The organism is Anabaena sp. CA = ATCC 33047 (assembly GCF_963870205.1).
In the GTDB taxonomy this organism is placed as follows: Bacteria; Cyanobacteriota; Cyanobacteriia; order Cyanobacteriales; family Nostocaceae; genus Trichormus.
The window spans coordinates 57,398-79,614 of the sequence record NZ_CAWMSA010000001.1; the positions used below are offsets into that span (position 1 = coordinate 57,398).

The 22,217-nt window shown below is 41.5% G+C and carries 14 protein-coding genes; 5 read left to right on the top strand and 9 right to left on the bottom strand.

Annotated features, from left to right (window positions below; all coding sequences use genetic code 11):
* The first annotated feature begins 1,085 nt into the window (after positions 1-1,085).
* Positions 1,086-4,412 carry a protein DpdE gene (gene dpdE / locus AACS98_RS00220; RefSeq protein WP_066374822.1) on the top strand — a complete coding sequence of 1,109 codons (3,327 nt, stop codon included), beginning with the start codon at positions 1,086-1,088 and terminating at the stop codon, positions 4,410-4,412.
* A 387-nt stretch (positions 4,413-4,799) separates the two neighbouring features.
* Positions 4,800-5,750, top strand: a complete 951-nt coding sequence (locus tag AACS98_RS00225) for an RpoD/SigA family RNA polymerase sigma factor (RefSeq protein ID WP_066374824.1) — start codon at positions 4,800-4,802, stop codon at positions 5,748-5,750.
* A 52-nt stretch (positions 5,751-5,802) separates the two neighbouring features.
* Here the strand turns inward: AACS98_RS00225 and AACS98_RS00230 are convergent, their stop codons facing one another.
* On the bottom strand, positions 5,803-6,147 hold the full coding sequence (locus AACS98_RS00230) for a helix-turn-helix domain-containing protein (protein WP_066374827.1): 345 nt from the start codon (positions 6,145-6,147) through the stop codon (positions 5,803-5,805).
* A 205-nt stretch (positions 6,148-6,352) separates the two neighbouring features.
* Positions 6,353-6,847, bottom strand: a complete 495-nt coding sequence (locus tag AACS98_RS00235; protein ID WP_066374833.1) for a tellurite resistance TerB family protein — start codon at positions 6,845-6,847, stop codon at positions 6,353-6,355.
* Positions 6,848-8,438: 1,591 nt separating this feature from the next.
* Between AACS98_RS00235 and AACS98_RS00240 the strand changes: the two genes are divergently transcribed.
* Entirely contained in the window at positions 8,439-9,536 is a 1,098-nt protein-coding gene (locus tag AACS98_RS00240; RefSeq protein WP_066374837.1) for a mechanosensitive ion channel family protein, read from the top strand.
* A gap of 5 nt (positions 9,537-9,541) precedes the next feature.
* Positions 9,542-10,672, top strand: coding sequence for a mechanosensitive ion channel family protein (locus tag AACS98_RS00245; RefSeq protein ID WP_066374882.1), 1,131 nt, complete (start codon positions 9,542-9,544; stop codon positions 10,670-10,672).
* Between the two features lie 131 nt (positions 10,673-10,803).
* Here the strand turns inward: AACS98_RS00245 and hisD are convergent, their stop codons facing one another.
* Positions 10,804-12,084 (bottom strand): histidinol dehydrogenase, encoded by a 1,281-nt coding sequence (gene hisD, locus AACS98_RS00250; RefSeq protein WP_066374839.1) that lies wholly within the window; start codon positions 12,082-12,084, stop codon positions 10,804-10,806.
* 344 nt (positions 12,085-12,428) lie between these two features.
* Between hisD and AACS98_RS00255 the strand changes: the two genes are divergently transcribed.
* The gene (locus tag AACS98_RS00255) at positions 12,429-13,754 is read left to right on the top strand and encodes a DUF58 domain-containing protein (protein ID WP_066374844.1); all 1,326 of its coding nucleotides are present in this window, start codon (positions 12,429-12,431) and stop codon (positions 13,752-13,754) included.
* A gap of 149 nt (positions 13,755-13,903) precedes the next feature.
* Here AACS98_RS00255 and AACS98_RS00260 read toward each other — a convergent pair whose 3' ends face one another.
* The 6 genes from AACS98_RS00260 to AACS98_RS00285 form a co-directional block, all read right to left on the bottom strand.
* On the bottom strand, positions 13,904-15,223 hold the full coding sequence (locus tag AACS98_RS00260; protein ID WP_066374846.1) for a DUF2254 domain-containing protein: 1,320 nt from the start codon (positions 15,221-15,223) through the stop codon (positions 13,904-13,906).
* Between the two features lie 5 nt (positions 15,224-15,228).
* Complete coding sequence (locus AACS98_RS00265) at positions 15,229-16,221, bottom strand: mechanosensitive ion channel family protein (RefSeq protein ID WP_066374848.1); 993 nt, start codon at positions 16,219-16,221, stop codon at positions 15,229-15,231.
* Between the two features lie 188 nt (positions 16,222-16,409).
* Positions 16,410-17,444, bottom strand: coding sequence for an L-histidine N(alpha)-methyltransferase (egtD, locus tag AACS98_RS00270; RefSeq protein WP_066374850.1), 1,035 nt, complete (start codon positions 17,442-17,444; stop codon positions 16,410-16,412).
* Positions 17,445-17,606: 162 nt separating this feature from the next.
* Positions 17,607-18,887, bottom strand: coding sequence for an ergothioneine biosynthesis protein EgtB (gene egtB, locus AACS98_RS00275; protein ID WP_066374851.1), 1,281 nt, complete (start codon positions 18,885-18,887; stop codon positions 17,607-17,609).
* Positions 18,862-19,650, bottom strand: a complete 789-nt coding sequence (gene egtC, locus AACS98_RS00280) for an ergothioneine biosynthesis protein EgtC (RefSeq protein ID WP_066374852.1) — start codon at positions 19,648-19,650, stop codon at positions 18,862-18,864. The genes egtB and egtC overlap by 26 nt, the downstream gene beginning before the upstream one ends.
* A gap of 242 nt (positions 19,651-19,892) precedes the next feature.
* On the bottom strand, positions 19,893-22,112 hold the full coding sequence (locus AACS98_RS00285) for a CHASE3 domain-containing protein (RefSeq protein ID WP_066374854.1): 2,220 nt from the start codon (positions 22,110-22,112) through the stop codon (positions 19,893-19,895).
* Positions 22,113-22,217 lie beyond the last annotated feature (105 nt).

Here is a 22,217-nt window from a genome sequence, read left to right on the forward strand (position 1 = left end):
TAAGAAATATAAATTAAAATTCATATACAAATTATGATTTTTGGCCAATTGTAAGAACACATACATTTTTTTGGCTAATTTAATTTAAAATCTTCTCAGATATGAAAAATTAATTTTTTATTATTAAACGCAGAAAATATAATAAAAGTCAGGAAAAATTTTTGTTAGCTGGCATGTGTGCATAAGTAGAGACTAAGAGAATTACAGATAAAAAAACATCCAAAATGTAGGGTGTGTCAGTACGAGTAACCCTAGCTATACCAAGAAACTATTCATTCTGACGCACCTTACTAACAGTCAATTTGGATAGTTTATTGTTTGGTGTTGACAAATATTCTCTAAAACCTGTAGTTAGAGGGTTAACATCTAGTCAGTGTTTGACTAACAAAAGCTAACAGATGCTCACCAGCAACTCAGAGATTAGCCTGACATCGGTGCACGAAAACCAACAAACGTGAGACAGCACCAAGTCACGTCGCTGCGCTCCGAATTCAAAATTCAAAATACCCTGCGGGTAGGCTTACGCCAGCGTAGCAAAGGCTGCGCCTACAAAATTCAAAATTCTTGCATTAAATACCTTTGTTCATTGAGGAGTCGGATGAATCGAAAGACTCACGTCTGATTGTGAAACAGAGGCTGGGGAAGGGATTCCCGACTCGACTCCTACCAAAAACTGAATCGTGAGTCAGACGGGCAGTGAGACAACCCGTCCAGCTATATGCTGAGGTAGTGGATCTGATTATATTTGCTGACTGTGGTAAACTATAGATAAATATCTATTTAATGTTTTTGCCATTGATCCAAAATAAATTTATAACCATAATCATTTACTATTTGTTAATTAATATACCAATTTACATCTCAGGGCAATGAGACCGCTTTTACTGTGACACCAGTTTACTGTTTATATATTTACCCATTGGGTTAGGCGATGTGAGACTGGCTCTGGCCTGCAATTGCTGTTTGACCCCAGAATCTCTGCCCTTCTAGGGGGGGAGTATGTCAACTCAATTTCCCAGATTGTCAGATATGGGTTAACAAACTCTTTGGCAAAATTTTCTTAGTGTGTATAGGGGACTGAAATTATGATTGAGGTTGGTTCATTTGTGCAGTCCCAGAATAATAATTTGGGCATCGGAAAGGTCATTGAAATATCGGGTTTTGATGTGATTGTCGAGTATTTCTGCTCAGTAGGACAATCTTCTCAAAAAACAGTACCTTTAAATTCGCTATCTCCAGTCAGGCTTGAGCATCAGACTCGATGTTATATCAAATGGACAAGTCTGGATGAATGGATAATTGGCAGAATTGCGGCTTGGGACGAAGAAATAGAGCAGTATCAAATTGATCTACCCAATAAGAGAACGATGCTAGCTAGTGAGGAGGAAATTTACGTTAGATGTAATTTACCGATCACTGATCCAACGGAAACTCTAGCAATTAAGGGACACGAAACGCCCTACTTCCATGACAGAAGATTGGCTTTAGCTAAATGCTTGATTCAGCAACGGGCTGTGAGTCAAGGGATGACAGGGCTGATGTCGGCGAATATTGAACTTTATCCGCACCAAGTTGAAGTTGTTCGGCGTGTACTGGGAGATCCAATTCAACGCTACTTGCTAGCAGACGACGTAGGATTGGGGAAAACTGTAGAAGCTGGTGTAATTCTGCGTCAATTCCTGATTGATGAACCGCAAAAAACTGCGGTGGTGGTAGTTCCACGATATTTGGTTCAACAATGGCGGACTGAGTTAGAAAACAAGTTTTACATCTCCCATTTTCCTAACCGCGTAGCTGTGGTAACGCTGGAAGATATCCATCAAATTAGGCTGAAAGTGGATATCGGCTGTGTAATTTTAGATGAAGCCCAGCAGATTGCAGCAATGGCAGTCTCTAGGGATGCAACAGTGCGCCAGCGTTTTGATGCTTGCAAAAATCTGGCTTATAAGAGCGATCGCTTACTGTTATTATCCTCTACTCCAGTTCTCCACCACGAGCGAGATTTTTTGGTAATGCTGCACTTGCTCGATCCCACAAGCTATAAACTGGATGATGTACAAGGTTTTCGCGCTAGAGTGGCAACTCGTCAGGAAATTGGTAGAGTTCTCCTGGCTTTAAAAGCAGCGACAAAGCCTACTGTTCTGAAAACCAACCTCCAACAATTACGGCATTTGTTGGCTGAGGATGAGTATTTACTGAAGCTAGTAGACGATTGGGAAAATTGTTTACAAACAAATTCCCCTGAACAAGAACAGATTGTCCGCGCCATTTGTACTCACATTCAGGATACCTATCGCCTGTCGCGGCGAATGCTTCGTAACAGTCGTGCGGCGGTGGAAGATGTGATATTTGACCGCAATATCATACCTAAAGAAGAGTATGATTTAGATGAGCGATCGCTTGATATTCACGAACTCATCGATCAATGGCGTACTGTCGCCCCCCATCAGGAGCAGTATAAACGGATGTTTCTGCTGTTATTCCGGGCTTCCGGGACTTGGTTAGGTATTTTAGAACAGGTAATTACTGCCCGTTTGAGTGGTAAAGCCGATTCTCGACTCATCCAAGAGTTTGGGACAAATGATGTGCAAATCTTAACCTCAACCGCCCAATTCCCAGAAGAAGCAGAAATTCTACAATCCATACTCAAAATTCTGCGTCAACCTCTAGAAGACGGAGAACGTAGGGAAAATTTGAAAACAGTGCTGTTAAATCAGCTAGCTGAATTCTTCAAAATACCGCCAACTGTGCGGAAAAACCAAAATCAATTATTACTCAGGATACAGCAGAGAATCCGTAGACCTACTGCCGACGATACTCTGCCTAAAATTGTCGTATTTACCAGTTTTGTGCAAAGTTGTACAGCCATTGTGCGGTATTTGTCTGATATCTTCGGTGAAGCAACAGTAGCAAGCTATCAATTCGGAGAATCACCAGAAAAAATTCAGCAAAGCATCAGTCGGTTTCAGGATAACCCAAACTGTTGGATTTTGGTCTGCGATCGCACTGGGGAAGCAGGACTAAACCTTCAGTTTGCTGACTGTTTAATTCACTTTGACCTGCCTTGGTCGCCTAATCAATTAGAGCAAAGAATCAGCAGAATTGACCGCATTGGCAGCAAAATAGCGGCAAAATCTTCAGTTTTGATAGGCCCTTATTTGGAAGATAGCCCCCATAATGCTTGGTATCAACTCTTAAAAGATGGGTTTGGTATCTTTCAACAATCAATTGCCAGTTTACAGTTTTACGTAGACGAGAAAATTGCCGCATTAGAAACAACTTTGTTTCAATCAAGTGCGGCTGGACTTTTGGCGATGGTTGAGCCGATTCAGGCAGAAATTACCGCAGAAATCGGCAAAATTAGCGAACAGAATGTTTTAGATGAGATTGACGCTAATGATGAAGTCTCCATCCAAACTTTTGCCGACCTAGACAATTATGATGCTTGCCATCTAGAAATTAAACAAGCAATTGAAGGCTGGCTTTGTGACGTACTGGCATTTAAGCCAATCAACAACCCCAATTCCTTGGAGATGCGGCGTTATCAACCCACAACTCGGACTCTTGTGCCTATAAATGAATTAAAATCTCGTTTTGCCAATAGTTATCTAGAGCAATTTGCTACTTATAAGCGCAGGGTTGCCAACCAAAATCCTGGCATTAAACTGTTGCGAATTGGGGAACCATTGGTGGAATCAGTCTCAAACTATATGGCTTGGGATGACCGAGGTCAAGCCTTTGCCATCTGGCGCACAGATCCATCTTGGGATGCTGGGGAAGGCATGGAGTGGTTTGGTTTCCGATGCAATTATCTCATTGAGGCTAATTTAACATTTGTTCAACAGGTGTTAATAGATTACAAATTGGATAGTTCCCTAGACACAATCTTGAAGCGGCGTGTAGATGCTTTATTGCCGCCAACTGTCAAAACAATTTTTATTGATGCACGCTATGAACCAATGAGTATTGTTGAGGATGAAATCCTGTTAAATATTTTAGAACGTCCCTATCAAAATAAAACCAGTAATCACCGCCGAGATTACAATTTAGCTAAGGAACGTTTAGCAATTCTGGATAATTTTGTAGATGCGAGTAAATGGCGGAATTTATGCGAGCAAACCCGTCAAACCTCTGGGGAATTACTCACTAATCACCCGGATTTTATCGACTGGTGTCAAAAATCTACTCAGGCTGCCGAGCAGGAATTAGGTAATAGATTAGAAAAATTACACCTGCGTCTCAATCGACAACCTTGGGAGCATAAATTAGCTGAAGAATTGAACATAGAAAGTGCTTTGAAGGCAGCAATTTTAGAAGGGATTCGCCAGCCACAAATGACGCTTGATTCTGTGGGTTTTATGATTGTTTCTGGGCGAAATCCTCTACAATTGGCAGAGGAAGGAGTGGATTGATGACTGTCAAAAGTTGATTTGTGGCTGAGTAAATTGTTTGGTTGGATGCGACTGGTTTGGCGGTGAGATTACCATCGAGGTTGTCTGTCAACAATTGCGCCAAAATTAACCAGTTATTTGGGGAGAGTCACCTGTGTCTCCCCTTTGCAGCGACTTCAGGCGTAGGCTGGTGGGAATTCCTGTTGGTAGACAGGGGGGTGTCCCCTTGTCTCGGTAGCTGCGATGACGGCAACGCAACAATCATAGCTAATTATTGGAAATTCACACTATAATAGGTTGTTCCATGGGTTGACATTGTGCAACTAACAAACAAAATTAGGAAAATTTTGGGAACTATTTGATTTATACTTTTAATTCCGTCTAATTATGGAGAAGTGATACAGTTGTATGTCTAGCCTGAGTTCTGACATGGTTCGCGTTTATTTGCAAGAAATTGGTCAGTTTCCATTATTAACATCAGACCAAGAAATAACTTATGGCAGGCAAGTACAACAAATGATTGCCATTGAGCAAGAGAAAGACAAGCTCAGTCAAGAATTGCAACGGGAACCAACATTAGCAGAATTAGCTAATTTCGTCAATAAAAGTGAAACAGAAGTAACTCAAATACTTCGGTTTGGGCAACGAGCAAAGCAAAAGATGGTGACAGCAAACCTACGATTAGTGGTTTCGATCGCTAAAAAATATCAGCGTCACAATCTGGAGTTTTTGGATTTGGTTCAAGAGGGGGCAATCGGTTTACAACGAGGTATAGAAAAGTTTGACCCCAATCGGGGCTATAAGTTATCAACATACATATATTGGTGGATTAGTCAAGCAATCACCAGGGCGATCGCAGAAAAATCCCGCACGGTGAGGCTACCAATACATGTCAATGAGAAACTCAATCAAATTAAGAAGGTACAGCGAGAATTGTTTCAAACCCTCGGTCGCCGTGCTACTCTCGCTGAGATTGCTCAAAAATTAGACTTAGAACCTAGCCAAATTCGAGAATATCTGAGTGCTGCTAGTGGGACAGTTTCTTTAGATTTAAAGGTGGGGGATAACCAAGATACAGAATTGAGTGAACTCCTCAGTGATGAAAGCACCTCACCTAATGACCAAATCACTCAAGAACTGCTGCGCCAAGACTTAGATAATTTGTTAGCATCACTCAAACCCATGCAGCGTGAAGTCTTAATTTTGCGCTTTGGATTGTTAGATGATCAAGAACGCAGTTTAGCCGAGATTGGGCAGAAGCTCAATGTCAGTCGGGAGCGAGTCCGCCAAATCCAGCAGCAAGCCTTGAATGTTCTGCGTCGTCAGCAGCCAGAAATTGGACAGTATCTATCTTCTTGAGAGCGTCCATTCAATGCTCTGCATCGTCACGCGATGCAGGGTTAACTCATTTTCAATATTGACACTCCTCAGCCGTCATGCTGAGGAAAAAAGATTTAAAAGCATCTGATAGGTGTTTCAATGCGTATTGGGGGGCGCATTTGGAAACTTCATAATACCAAGGATGGGTAGATTTAATTGATGCTACTAACCATTTATGTAAATCTATGGCTGTGGGGAATTTGATTTTGTCTTGGTAGGGGCGAACGGCCGTTCGCCCGTACTTGTTATGTTGGAGTAGTTGCTGACACAATGCTAAACCTTGATTCCAAGCGTGTCTGGCTACTCCGGCGTGTTGTGCTAGTAGTAGTCTTTGTTTTCGCTTGAGTTTTAGTTGTGTCTTAAATCCTAGTAGCATGATGCTATTTTACCAGCCAAAGCTCGATATCATCACCACAAACATCAGTTGTTTCACCCGGATTAAATGTGAGTATTTGTGAGGAATAGTTAGCAAATCACTAACTAGCTACTATCCCTACCGTAGTTGCACTGCTGAGGCAGTGCTTTCGGTCGCCAGACTTATAGCAACTGCCGTGCAATACTTGCGCTAAACGCTAAATTAGTTAGTCTGCTGTGTCTTCTTCCTCATCTAAATATTCTTCATCGCCTTCTTGGAATGCAGCCACTACTTCTTGGATGATTTCTTGGGCTTCGTCATCCGTGAGTTTTAAGGCTTCTTGGAGTTGTTTGAGGTAAGGTTGCTTGTCTGGGGGAATTGCTAGTTCTTCTGGATCTAAGAGTACCACTACACCAGCCGCGAAACCATCCCAAGTCATGTCTTCGGAGAGGGCTTGAGTGGCTGTATTTAACAAAGCCCCTACACCTTCATTTTGTGCAACGGCGATCAGATCATCAACCATGTCGATGATGTCATCTTCTGTATATTCGGCAAAAACTTCAAATTCCCAGAGAATACCGGCTAAACCTTCTGCATCGACTTCATCAATTCCAGAATCACTAATTGCACTCACAACCCCAATAGCCGCTACTGCTTCCTCGGAACTCAAGGGTTCTTCTAGGGTTTGTGTTGATGTAAAAACCTGCTCATAATTAGACATAATTGCTTCCTTTTGCGACAACATACACAAAGGCTCAATCAGCGATCGCACAAAAAACCTTTGGGTTATTTCACTATGGTATTTGTACGCTCTTAGCAAATCATTACTACCATACCCTTGAGGTTTTATTCTCTAGCAGGTGAATTATTTTCTGAAATATTTATTTATCTGCTAAAAGTCTGAAACTTGTGAGTTAAGTAAAAATTAAGTTAACCTTAAATTTTTTCGTACCTTCTCACCTGTTCATCTTACCTAAATCAGATGCGATCGCTTCCGCATTTGTCTATGGTAAGTCAAGTCCTGACTACCAGCTACAAATAATATACCCCTTGCCTCAGTTCTGTGGTTCTGCGATTTCATCTCAAAAACCTTAATCCCCAAATTATTTATCAGGAACGTATTATTTATTTACATTTATATCTATTTGTATACCTTTTGTTAATTGTCACTCAGTCATTATGAGCGGAAAAATACGGTTATATGTGAAAATCAACCACAAATATCACCGTATTTATATTGAAACAATTGACGGATTAGGGCTTGATTATCTGAAAAACAGCCTCAATCTGATACTGATTCAAGTGATTATGCTAGAGATAAAATATAGTAATGTAGCAAGCATAACATTTTTGATAAAATTATTAGTTTAGGATGATTGATTTTGTTTAATTAGGTAAGATTGCTGACTAAAATTTCCCCAATATTTTTTAGCCAGTTTTGTTTATTTGGTTTAATATAGAATCACAGTAGTTCACAAAAACGACATCATAATAATTGGCTAAGAAATGCTAGCTACCTGGTTGATGCTGCTGACATCTACAGCAGTTGAGGGTTAGTAGCATAGATAAAGCTTTGGTGAAAAGCTAGTCAAAAACAAGACGTGTAATTCATCACTGCCATTTAGCCACTTACCTCAACAGAGTTGGGGGACGTTTACCAATAAAGAAGAATGGGCTACGCCCAGAGTTTGCTAACAGCAGCCAGAAGTCATATTGACATCTGTGTTACTGAGAGTTCGTTATAGGTATATGTTCCCATCAAATCTAAGATTTGATGATCTATCTAACGAGAATTACTGCCCAAATAGGGTTGTATAGGTTCTCTTTGCGACAAAACTTTTGAATTTTGTTCAAAAGTAGCATTTATATTTCAGGTCAATCGGTGATTTAGATTGTCTGAGGTGAGTTGTATCTAGACTAATCTCACACTAGCAGCTTTATCAGTGTAATGACCTAATTATCTTTAATTCATCCAATATTTTGGGTGACAAGTTGTTTTTGCGGCATTTCTTAACGGAAATGCACAGTTTCACCTTTCCCAATTTAACTGGTTCACTGCTCACACACTCTCATTTGGCTCAAGATTATGAATGATTTTGAATTTATATCTACTATCTGTATCCTGGCTGTAGTCTACCTTTCCAGCGTTTATTTGTGGCTGTCGCTTTCTCAGCACTTAAATGAATGAACTGACTGGTGTACAATGCACTATGAATCATGATTAGGTCTCTAATTATTAGAGATCCTTTTTCATGTTATGGCAAATCATATAATATTTGCCAAATAGTAAGTTGTGCAATGAAACAAGATAAATGCTGACTTCTTTATCAGAGATTCTGACAAGTGGAGAAATACAAATTGGTTTACTCGGTCTAGTAGTAGGATTTTGTATATTCTTAGTTGGTCGTTCATTTATTGACCAAATCACAACAGTTTGGCAGAATTTATCTAATTTACAGCTTAGTGATCCATATCAAAAATTAATCAAACCAAATGAAGGCTTAATAACTGTTGTTAGTATAATTGGGATTATCGAGACTATTACAGTGGTATTTCCCAAAAATCAGTGGACAAATTCCTGTGAAATTATCACTAGCTTAATATTAGCGATCGCCAGCAGTTGGTTAGCATCACAAATATTTAAAAACTTCTTTGACTTCTACTTATTAAACGCCGCCTTCAAGAGTGGACAAAAAATCAGCAGCGAGTTACTAATTCTCTTCAAATGGTTAGCTAACCTGATTATTGTCTTTTTAGCCATTCTCATCTACGCCCAAACCCATCAAATTAATGTTTTAGGCTTACTAGCTAGTTTAGGAATAGGTGGTTTAGCAGTCGCATTCGCCGCCCAAAAAACATTAGAACAAGTCTTAGGGGGAATAGTTCTCTATCTTGATAGACCATTTGTGATTGATGACTATATCGGTTTACCTGATGGAACATTTGGCAGAGTAGAATCTATTGGCTTAAGGTCTACCCGCATTAGAACCTCTGGTAAAGGAACATTAGTCATAGTTCCCAACAGTTCCCTGACACAAGTGAATATTGAAAACTTCACAGGCGCGAAGAAAGTCATGTCTATTCTATACTTAAAATTCTTTCGCGTGATTAGCAGTGAAGAAAGAGCCTTAATTCGTCAGGTAATTCTCGACAGTACCAATGATATATTTGGCATAGACTCCCGCAATACAGAAGTTAGTTTTAAAAATATTAATCACTTAGTAGATGCAGAAATAACCCAAGCACAAGTAGCTTTCTTTATTTTAGGTTCGGGAGATGTCTCAATGGAATTGCGTCGTCAACTGCTAGACTTAGCGACTCAAAGCATTACACAATATTTAAAAGAATATGGTATTGCCTTTGAGATAGAAGAACCAACGATTTATGTTGACTCACCAATTACAATTTAGAAATGATGACAGCACTTTCCAACCTGATTCTGAAATTTCTGCAACGTGACACTACAATATATGCTCTAACTAAATTTGGCATATTTTTCTTTTTTATTTTCTTATCCTGGTTAGTAGGACGCTATACTCCCAGCTTCGTGCGAATTGTCATTCAGCGTTTTGCACCGCAGCAAGTTGCGAGTATTTACAACAACTTAATTGAACCAATTAGAAGCTTATTTAAAATAGCTGGGACATTAATCCTGATTTCCTTATCATTATCATGGATTGAAGAATATACATCATTGTACAAATTTTTTGCCCCCCTAGTAGATTTAGCTGTTATTATTAGTCTAGCGTGGCTAGCATCACGCTTATTCCGTCAATTTATTCGTGTGTATGGCATCGAATTAGTCAGGAAGTTTGGCAGAGAAGTAGATGAATTACTGTTAGTATTTGAGACATTAGCTAACGTCATCATTGGATTTATTGCGGTTTTAGCATTTGCTCAAAGCCAACAGTTTAATTTAATTGGGTTATTAACTGGTTTAGGAATTGGGGGTTTAGCTGTGGCTTTTGCAGCGCAGAAAACCCTTGAGCAATTACTAGGGACAATTGTATTATATTTAGATAGACCGTTTATTCCTGGTGAGTATATTCGGTTGCAGAAATCTGGACAAATTCCCGAAGGTTTGTTTGGCAGAGTCGAATCAATTGGTATTCGTTCTACTAAAATTCGTACAGCCGCCAAAAGTACCTTGTTTATTATTCCAAATTCTATCTTGGCGAATTTAGAGATAGAAAATATTACTCGCGGTAAGAAAGTCATGGTTTTACTTTACCTTGATTTCTTACATTTTTTAGCAGAGAAAGAACAAGCTTTAGTACAGCAAGTCATTGTTGAAAGTACCAATTCTTTGTTTGGTATTGACCCAGGAAGCACGAGTATTACTTTTTTAAATCACCGTTCACCCAAAGAGACAACCCGTACAAGAGTCACATTTTTTATTTTAGGTTCGAGTGATAACTCATTACAATTGCGTAAGCGTCTGTTAGAGTTAGCGAATGAAAAAATTTCTAAAAAGTTAAACAATCATGGTATTGAGTTTACCATGCAAGAACCAACTATTTATGTAGAGTCACCTGTGACTATTTGAGGGATGGGAATGGGGACTGGGGACTGGGGACTGGGGACTGGGTATTGGGGACTGGGTATTGGGGACTGGGGACTGGGGACTGGGTAAAAGTTTTTCTTCCTCCGCTTCCCTGCTTCCCTACTCCCCGAAACTTACTGCAAACGCACAGCCACACTACCAGCGTGGGCGGGTAAACCTTCGGCTTGGGCGAGGGTGACTGCTGCTTGACCTATTTCTTGTAATGCGGCTTGATTACATTCTAAATAGGTGATACGCTTGAGAAAATCGTAAACGCTTAAACCAGAGGCAAAGCGGGCAGAACGGGCTGTAGGTAGGACATGATTAGGGCCGCCTAAATAATCGCCGATGGCTTCTGGGGTGTAGCGTCCTAAAAACATACTGCCAGCGCATTTAATTTGACTAGCTAGTAATTGGGGATTGTCTACACACAATTCTACGTGTTCGGGAGCTAGTCGATTGAGCAGAGGTATGCTGTCTGCTAAGTCATCGACAATAATAATTGCCCCATGCTTTTCCCAACTGGTGCTGGCTGCTTCTTTTGTTGATAGCTGGGGTAGCACTTGTGCAACGGCTGCTATGACTTGTTGAGCAAAAGTTTCCGAGTCGGTGATTAAAATAGACTGTGCGCTAGGATCATGTTCGGCTTGGGAAAGTAAATCCCAGGCTATCCATTCAGGGTTATTTTGAGCATCAGCTACTACTAAAATTTCCGACGGCCCGGCGATGCTGTCAATACCCACAGTGCCGAATACTTGACGCTTGGCTTCAGCAACGTAAGCATTACCGGGGCCGACAATTTTATCTACTGGGGTGATGGTTTGTGTACCGTAGGCGAGGGCGGCTATTGCTTGCGCTCCGCCAATGCTATATATTTCTGTTACCCCTGCAACTTGGGCAGCTGCTAAGACGACGGGATTGATTTCACCGCGAGGCATGGGTACAGCCATGACAATGCGTTCCACTCCGGCGATTTTAGCAGGTAGGGCATTCATCAGTACAGAACTGGGATAACTGGCGCGTCCACCGGGGACGTAAATCCCGACTTGAGTTAGGGAAACCCAATTTAAACCGAGTTTAACGCCTACGGTGTCGGTGTAACCTATGTCTTGGGGTAGTTGCTTTTGGTGGAAAGAACTGATACGTGCAGCAGCTATTTCTAGGGCTGCTTTGACATCAGCCGGACATTTGGCTGCTTGTTCGGCAATAAAGCTAGCATCTAAACGTAAAGTTTCCGGGTGGAAATGGTCAAAGCGACTGGTGTATTCCTTGACTGCGACATCACCACGGGCTTTGACATCGGCGAGGATATCTCTTACTGTACCACTAACATCAACCGTTGCTTCTCGGCGATCGCTCACCAAGGTTTGGAATTTCACGGCAAAATCTTTGTCGGTTGTTTTCAGGAGTTGCATGGACAGTATCTCTAAGCGAATGCAGGTTTACAGTCAGGATATTATTTAGTGTAGAACGCTAGGCACTCAATTGTATCAGGACTTAAGCAACTAGCAGATTAGTCTGATGAATCTCACAGTCTGATAGTATTTCATCTGCGTTCATCTGCGTTTATCTGCGTTTAATTAATTATTTTAAATCCTTTTTAGGGTGTAAGTTAAAATCATGATGACTTAGCTTTTCTTGAAAAAGCTGTTTCTCTTCAGGAGTTAACTTTACAACAATTTCCACAAGGGATTCAACAAGTTGGACATTCATAATTTCACGCCAATCACAGATATAATCGAGTTTTACAAAAAAATCTATGGTTGCTGCTAAACGAGTTTACTTATTGTTACTTTTGGGTTTAGCGATCGCTCCCCTATTATCCTTGTTCTTCGGCATCACTGCTAGCATCGCTATTACTCTCATCTTTGATATCGCTGTCTTAGCTTTGATGGTTGTCGATGGTTGGCGTGTCAAGTCTCTACGGGTAGAAATCACGCGCCAATTACCAGCACGTTTTTCTATTGGGCGGGATAATCCAGTAGTCTTGACAATCACATCACCGAAATCTAATGCTGTAATTCAAATCCGTGATTATTACCCGGCTGATTTTACAGCATCAACATCTATATTAAATACTACCGTCGCCGCCAACGCCAGCCAAGAATTAACTTACACCGTTCACCCCACCCAGCGCGGTGAGTTTGCTTGGGGTAATATTCAAGTGCGACAATTAAGCCCTTGGGGTTTAGCTTGGGATGATTGGCAAATTCGCCACGGTACTACAGTGAAAGTTTATCCTGATTTAATCGGCTTGCGATCGCTCTCCATTCGCTTGACATTACAATCATCTGGTGCTATGCGCCAAACTAAACGATTAGGGATGGGTACGGAATTCGCCGAACTGCGGAACTATCGCACAGGTGATGATTTGCGCTTGATTGATTGGAAAGCTACAGCCCGGCGGGTGGGAACGCATGGAAATACACCGCCTTTGGTGCGGGTGCTAGAACCAGAACAAGAACAAACGCTGTTAATTTTACTCGACCGGGGGCGGTTGATGACAGCGAGAGTTGAGAATTTACAACGCTTTGATTGGGGTTTGAATGCAACCTTATCTCTCGCCTTAGCGGGATTACACCGAGGCGATCGCGTGGGTGTGGGTGTATTTGATAACCAAATGCACACTTGGCTACCACCGGAACGAGGACAAAATCACTTAAATCAAATCATCGACCGTTTAACCCCAATTCAACCAGTATTATTAGAATCAGATTACTTGGGGGCTGTGACTCATGTAGTACAGAAACAAACTCGGCGTTCTTTGGTGGTAATTATTACAGATTTAGTAGATGTTACCGCTTCTACTGAACTGCTGGCGGCGTTGACTCGGTTAGCACCACGTTATCTACCGTTTTGCGTGACGCTGAGAGATCCAAAAGTGGATGATTTAGCTCATACTTTTACTGATGATATCACTCAAGCTTACAGTCGCGCAGTAGCTTTAGATTTATTAGCACAGCGTCAGGTGGCGTTTGCTCAGTTAAAACAAAAGGGTGTTTTGGTGTTGGATGCGCCAGCTAATCAAATTAGTGATCAATTGGTGGAACGATATCTGCAACTTAAAGCCCGGAATCAACTATAAAACGCCATAAGTCTAAAATGTTGTTGGGAAAGCAAATGTAGAGACGTTGCATGCAACGTCTCTACAACTTCCAGCCACAAAATTTTTTCCTTTTCCCTCTCCTTGTAGGAGAGGGTGAGGGAGAGGTAGGAGGATAACAACATTTTTGTTCAAACAACCTCTAAAGCAGCAATGACGTTGTGATATCTTTGTTGTAAGTCTTGGCGGTCTTGTGGTTCTGGTAATGCTTCCTGTGCGCCCCGTGCTATCATGTCGGCGTGACGGCGGAGGACGGTTAAGTATTCGGGGTTGGTGGTATAGTTGGCGATATGGGCGATCGCTTCTAATAAACGAATCGAGACTGAGGCATCAGAACGGGAGTATTGACGAATCGGATTGAAGGCTGCATCAACTATACTCTCAAAAGTGACAGGTTCGGCGATGATTCTTAATTGGCGATCGCGATCGTAACGGTAAGGTGAAGGAAATTTCCTCTGGACTAAATAACAAAATCCCGCGCCTAGTCTGTCAATGCACCTGATAGCAGTGAAGGGATCATTAATCCCAGGAGACAACGCACGTACAGCAATTTCCACTAATTGATTCACAGGAAACTCTACATCTTGGTGTTCAGTACGTTCCCGATTGAGAATAAAAGCCTTGTTAATTTCTTTGCTCAGTTTGTGATTGACTCGTTTACTAGGATAAGCCATCAGTAAAATACTATCTTCAATGACAAACTTTCCGGGTCGGGTTTTAATATATAGCAATAAATTGTGTTTACAGGCAATTTTCATTAATTTTTCGGCATCAATGGCTTGTAGATAACCGTTGCGGCTAGCAGCAATCGGAGAAGATTGGTTAGCAAAATTCTCTGGTAGTGATTCTCTGTGTTCTTCCTCTGGCGGTGGACTTATACCGATTCTTTCAGGAAACAAACGATCAATAGCTTGATGAAAATCCTGACTGACACTTTTAATCACATAAGACGCTTGAATAATTGTTGAGGCGTGATGGATAAAATAAATTAACACCCCAATACTCAGAACCGCCAGCACGATGCTAAACGTCACTGACAAATGCGGTACAAAGGGGTTGTAATCTTCTCCGTAAATAGTTCTCAGTACAAGTAAGCAGTAAATAAAAGTTGCAATAAATGTACCCAGAACTATTTGATTACCAGTGTCCTGCATAAAATTACGCAGTAATCGCGGGCCAAAATTAGCGGCTGCTAGTTGCAGTGCGACAATGGTAATGGAGAAAGCGGTAGCCGCCACACTCACCATTGAACCAGCAATGGCTGATAACACTTCACGCGCACCATCGGGGCCACCTGTATAAATTAAACTCCAATCTTCAAAGCCGACGGTGCGATCAAGGGTGAGCATAGTAAAAGCTAGGGCGATCGCCGCTACCACCATCAATCCCGGCAAAAACCAGTAACTAGAGTGGAGTGCATCCCAAAATTGGCGCAAACGAATGTTGTTCATGACTCTTAAGAGGTTGTTTGAGAGTCTGTCTTACCATTACCTGCCTCAGCCAGTCGTCGCAGAGAACCGCTAATACTGCGAGGTTTGGGGACTTCTTTATTACCAGCAGGCCAACCTTCACGTTGACGGGAGCGATCGCCATCTGTTTCTTCGGTTTGGTCGTGGAATAAAATTTGTCTGGTAGGATAAGGTAAATCAATCCCATGTTCTACATATAGTTTTTGCTTGATTGCAGAGATGACGCGATCGCGTGAATCTAGTGCATCGGCTCTAAAAGGTGGTTTAATCCACCATCTCACCCGAATATTTACCGTACTTTCCGCCAGTTCCATCACCAACACATCCGGCGCAGGCTCTTTGAGTACCACATCTAAACTATGTATAGCTTCTAGCATTAATTGTTTTGTCTGGTCTAAATCATCACCGTAACCCACACCGACATCATATTCTAATCGCCGATTTTCAAAAGCAGTATTCACAGTCACCGAATTAGTAAATAACTCAGAATTAGGAATCACAATCCGGCGACCATCATAGGTTCTAATAGTAGTAGCCCTAGTTTCAATATTTTCTACAGTCCCCTCAAAACCTTTAAAAACAATTTGGTCATCAATTTGAAAAGGTTCTGTTAATAAAATTAAAATACCTGCTAAAAAGTTTTGCAAAATATCCCGAAAAGCAAAACCAATTGCTACCCCACTAATTCCTAACAACTGCACTAAATCCCCGGCTCTCAGCGTAGGAATCACAATTGATAGCGAGACAAATAACCCAACTAAAACTGTAGTACCTTGTGCCAATCTCCCCAGCACCATCCCCAGATTCCGCGCGTAACGGCGGTGACGAGTTAAGCGTTTAACGATGCGTTTGAGTTGTCTGCCGACAAAGACAAATACTGCAAACACAATCAACGCCAAAAAGATATTTGGTAACAAAGCAATAAAGCCATTAATCATATTCTGCACCTGATCTAACAGTGCAGAGATTTCTGTATTCATCTTGAGAAATTGCCCTCACTCATCAGACGTTGCTGATGATACTGAAAATTTCCCCAGCTAAAATCTGTCTATGGTTTGTATGCTGGTTTTCTACAAGACAGATTTTCGACTCGTAAAAGTTCTACTCCCCTGTTCCCTCATCTCCCTGTAGGGGTTTAGCAATGCTAAACCCCTACTCCCTGAAAAATCTATCTTTGCAGTTGACACAATAATAAACCAAACCACTGATTGGAATCAGTCCAGGTTTGGATAGTGACTAAACCCTGGGTGGCGAGTTGCTGTTGGATGATGTCAAGATCAAATTTGCGCGAGATTTCGGTGTGAATGGTTTCACCTGCGGCAAAGTTGACGCTGAGATTGAGAGATTTTAATTGTACAGTTTGCGATCGCTTACTTTTTAAGTGCATCTCAATCTGACGCTCACTCTCGTTATAAAACGCCCAATGTTCAAACTCTGTCTTGTCAAAATCCCCGTCAAAACGCCGATTCAAATGCTCTAACATATTCAGGTTAAAGGCTGCCGTCACTCCTTGACTATCATCATAAGCTGGCTCTAAAATCTGTTTAGGCTTGTGTAAATCTATGCCTAACAAGAAATACTCACCCACCTGCAAAGCATTGGTAATCTGAGAAAAGAAAATTTCACACTCTTGGCGGTTGAGATTTCCTAAAGAACTACCAATAAAACCAATCATCCGAGTCGGTGAGTGAGTGGGTGGCAGTTGTGCTAAGGCTAATTCATAAGTACCGGCAAGGGCGTAAACTTGCAGTTGAGGATAATCTTGTAGTAACTGTCTCGCGCTACTTTCCAACATTCCGGCACTCACATCTATCGGGAGATAACGCAGAGGATAGCCTAACTCTTGATAAGCATCCAATAAAATGCGGGTTTTGGTAGAACTCCCACTACCCAGTTCGACTAATTCACAAGCCCCGGTAATTTTGGCAATTTCTCCAGCGCACTCTTGCAAAATTGCCGTTTCTGTGCGTGTGAGGTAATATTCTGGTAACTCACAAATTTGCTCAAATAGCTCAGAACCACGGTCATCATAAAAATAATAAGCTGGTAAAGATTTAGGGCTTTGAGTTAATCCCTTCACCACATCACTGCCAGGGGCAGATGCAACCATGCGTGTGGCTGCAAACAAACGCTGTATCTGCAAACGTTCATCAATACTTTTGAGAAACGTATCCTTGCTATTGACAGCTTCAGATATTGACATTTAACCTCCGCATCGGTTCGATCATCAATGTTGTTTGCGCGTAAAACCTTACTCTAGCCAGTGGAACACAAAGCCAAGTTTGATAAAAACAACCCTGAGCTAGATGAATCTCATCTCAAAGCTGTATTTAGCGATTTTCCCATGAAAACAGCACTCTTCTGATTACTCAGCATTAGCCGCACAACGGAAACCAGCGAAAATCTGCCGCACTCCCGGATGATACCAGTTGCGGAAACTAGCACGCAGTACCCACGGGCGACTAGCCCAACTACCACCTTTTAAAACTCGGTGTTGATTGTCAAAATAAGTTTGTGAGTAACCTGTGTATGGGAAACTTTCAAAACCTGCATAGCCAGCAAACCAAGAACCTGTCCATTCCCAAACATTGCCCAATGTATCATACAAACCATAGGCACTTTGTCCCATCGGGTATGCGTTGACTGGGGTTGTCTGGGCAATGTTGTCAGAGTAGAGGCGATCGCCTCCTAGCCCATCGCAATTACAATATTTAGATGATGGCATTTCTTCACCCCAAGGATAGGTACGGCGACAATTAGCTTGTGCATCCCAACTAGCGGCTTTTTCCCACTCCGCTTCTGTAGGTAGACGTTTTCCCACAAACCGTGAGTATGCTTCTGCCTCGTACCAACTCACACCATACACGGGATGATGATCTAAACTGGCTGCTGTCTGCCAATAAAGTGGTTGTTTCCCCTGCTCATTTTGTAGCCATTGCCACCCTGCCACTGACCACCACTGAGGATTTTCATAGCCTCCAGCCTCGATAAATAGGCGATACTGCCCACAAGTTACCGGATAACGGTCAATCCAGTAAGTATCTAAATAAACTTGGTGTGCAGGGCGTTCATTATCCAGTGCATCTATTGAGTTACTTCCTAACTCAAATTCCCCGGCGGCAATTTCAATCATCTCAGTCACACCCAACTGCTGACTAGAGACTGTAAACTGTTGGTTAAATAATTGAGACTGTTGAATCTTACCTAATTGCAACACCATGCGGATAATTTCACAGTGTTGACTTTCATGTTGAATCAAAAACCGCCACAGACGTTGTTGTGGTTCAATATCTGCATCTGCCAAAAATTGCCAAACTTGATTTCTGATTTTTTCTAGATAATCGAGAGTTTCCTCTAACTGAGGGAGGTAGACACGCTGCGATTTGGGTAAACCATCGGCTGCATATAGCTTATGGTATTGGGGAAATAAACATGGTAAACCGGCAATGTGTTCTAGCACCCATAAAGATTCTATATAGGCAATATGTCCCAAATGCCAACCTACAGGACTAAAATCAGGATGCGGTTGATTGCAGAATGTCGCTGCATCCATCCCCGCAAATATTGTTAAAGTTTGGTGGCGGCACTCCTCTAAAGCATCAGCAATCGATGCTTTCACACTAGATTTTGTCAATTTGGATATCACAGTTTTCTCCCACACTGATAATGCTATTTTCTGGGCAAGCAGTCCAATTACCTTTAAATAATGGTTCAGAAGCAATCATCACAGAGTTAGGATAATTTAAATCATCTCTGAGCCAGTACAATGACGGTGCTGGTGTCGAAGTGGCAAACCGAGAAGCTATCAGGCGATTGCCGTCACTCCAGACTATATTGACTAAAGCTTTGACTTGATAGCGTTTTGCCATCTCCTCAAGTGTTAAAATAGTTCTACGTAAGGCATACTCTGGTGGTCGATGTTGGTTGAGTTGGATGTGTGAAAGCAACAATGCAAAGATGTGTTCTGAATCTGTGCTACCGTTGATGTGTTCGTAAACATCCGACGTGAGAGTGCTGCGAATTTTGCGGTATAAAGTTTTGCGAAAATTTTCTATGTAGCCATTGTGAATAAATAGGTGCTGTTGATGGCTAAATGGTTGACAATTGGCGAAATCTAAAGCTTGTCCTGGTGTTGCGCTGCGAACATAAGCTAGCACACACTTAGATTCAATATAACGGCTGAGATTTGGTAAATTGACATCATTCCAAATAGGTAACGTATTTCTGTAGGTAAAGGGTGCAGTATCTTTGTGAGTGTGATACCAACCCACACCAAAGCCATCTGCATTCACTACCCCAGAAATCATTTCCCGTGGTTGGTAACTTTGTATGATTAAAGAATGTTCGGGTTTATACAAAAGTTGTTCTAGAGCAATCGGTGAACCGAGGTAAGCAAGTAGACGGCACATAATGAAAAATTCTGCTCACAATTGCTCTATAGAATAAGCTTTATTACGGTTAATTGCCAAAAATTTCGAGTAATTTGTCTAAATTTCTCTGGATTGAGTCGAGATAAAGTTTGGTAAAAGGGAACAGGGAATAGGGAATGGGGAATGGGGAATAGGGAATGGGGAACTAACGGACGAACTGTTAAGAGTTGCCCGTTAAGAGTTCCCTCTCCCGTTGGCGCAGCCTCTCGTAGAGAAGGGAGTTAAATACTGTTAGCCACCGCTTCAGAGCTATGAGAAATTTTTAAATGTTTAATGGCTGCAACTAACTCTTGCGGATCTACGGGTTTAGCAATATGCTGATTAAAGCCAGCTTGCAGTGCTTGGTTATGGTCACTCATGCGACTGTAAGCGGTTAAGGCGATCGCCGGAATGTGACTTTCCTCGCTACTATCTAAGGTTCTAATCTTGCGGATGAGGGTGTAACCGTCCATTTGTGGCATGCCAATATCACTGACTAAAATATTGGGTTTAAAGCTGGGTATTTGTTCTACCGCTTCTTTGCCACTAGCAACGGCCAGAACTTCGGCTTGATACTGCGCTAAAATCACTTCTAATAATTCTCTTGTATCTGGGTCATCATCTACCACGAGAATCCGCGTATTTTCCAAAGATAAGTCATCCGTTGTGGATGATTGATTGCCATTAGGTGTTTCGTTGCTGGTGTTGAATTTCTCATCTGCCAGCATTGGTAGTTGGATAGTAAAGGTTGCTCCTTGCCCTTCACCCAAGCTGTGTGCGAAGATTTTACCATTGTGCATGTCTATCAGTTGGCGAGCGATCGCTAATCCTAATCCTAACCCGCCACTCTCCCGCGTAATCGAGCTATCCGCCTGACGAAAAATATCAAATATATGAGGTAAAAAGTCGGGCTTAATACCCTTACCTGTATCACTTACTTTAATTTGAGCATATTTATTTTCCCTCTCTAAAGTTACCGTGATTTGTCCACCCTCTGGGGTGAACTTGATAGCATTCGAGAGTAAATTGTTAATAACTTGTTCTAATCGTTCTGAGTCACCGATAACTAAGCCTAAATCACAGGCAATATTCCTATGGATTTGAATTTGTTTATCTGCGGCTGTTGGCTGAATTGCTGTGACTGCCTTTGTTACTATATATGCCAAATCCAGAGAACGCTTATTTAAGCGGATTTTACCACGCATCAGGCGCGAAACATTCAGCAGATCATCAATCAATTGAATCTGCACTTTCGCATTACGTTCAATTGTTTCTAACCCCATTGCTGTTTTGTTTGAGTCAAATCTGCGGCTTTTTAGCAGGTTTGCCCAACCGAGAATAGAAGTTAGTGGTGTACGTAGTTCATGGGAAATAATCGCCAAAAATTCATCTTTGAATTTGTTGGCTTGAAATAAATTTTGTTTTTGCTGTTTTAGCTCTTGTTCTGCTGCTTTGAGATCATTAATATCAGTAATCGTAGCAATCCATTCCACAACTTGCCCTTGCGAGTTCTTCACAGGTACTACATGGCTCAAATGCCAACGGTATAAATCATCAGCATGGCGTAAGCGAAACTCCCAAGTATAAGCTTGCTCAGATTGCAGCAGTTTTGCCCACTGAGCTTGATAATTTGCCAGATTATCAGGATGTACCACAGCACCCCATCCCATTGCTCTGAATGCTTCCAGAGTCATACCAGTGTAGTCTAACCAACGCTGATTAGTAAATTTTATCTCACCATTGGGACTGACAACTAAAATAATTTGGTGTATGGAATTGGCGAGTAGCCTATACTGTTGTTCTCTTTCGCGTAGGTTGATTTCTAACTGCTGACGATAGGTAACATCCTGATTCAATTGATAAATTACTGCCGCAAATAAAAGAGCTAGTAGCAGGTTGGAGGCGACTAACAAATTAGCTTGGTTAGCATTATCCCGTTCTACCTGTGAGCGTTGGTTAAGAAGGTATAATTGTTCCTGTTCCAATTCGGCAATAATATTCCGAATCTTCTGCATTAGTTGCTTACCCTCGTGAGTTTTCACCAGTTGCAACGCCGCAGCCGATTGATTCCTTTGGGATAAATCAATGGTTTGTTTGATTTGTGCTAGTTTGGCAGCAATTACAGGTTCTAATGCTAATAAATATTCTTCTTGTTTAGATTTACCTTTTGTAGCAAGTTTGAGTCTTTGTAAATTTGAGTCGATTTGAGCGATCGCACTGTGATAAGGTTGCAGATAAATGGCATCTCCAGTTAATAGATAACCCCTTTGTCCAGTTTCTGCATCTTTAAGTTGGGATGTTAATTTTTCAATATCCCGGATTACCTCGTAGGTATCTTGTACGTTATTAGTTGCAGAACGTAGGGTAATTAATTTTCCGTAGGAAAACAAACTTAAGCTAATTAAAGCCGATAATACAGCCCCTAATCCTACAGTTGTTTTTTTATCTATTGACCATTTCATAGAAAATACGTCAACTCAAATATTCCAACAGATGAAATCGGCATAGGATGTCTAAAAAATATTTTTCTTCCCTACATTCTATGCTAAACTATTAATTAAAATGCT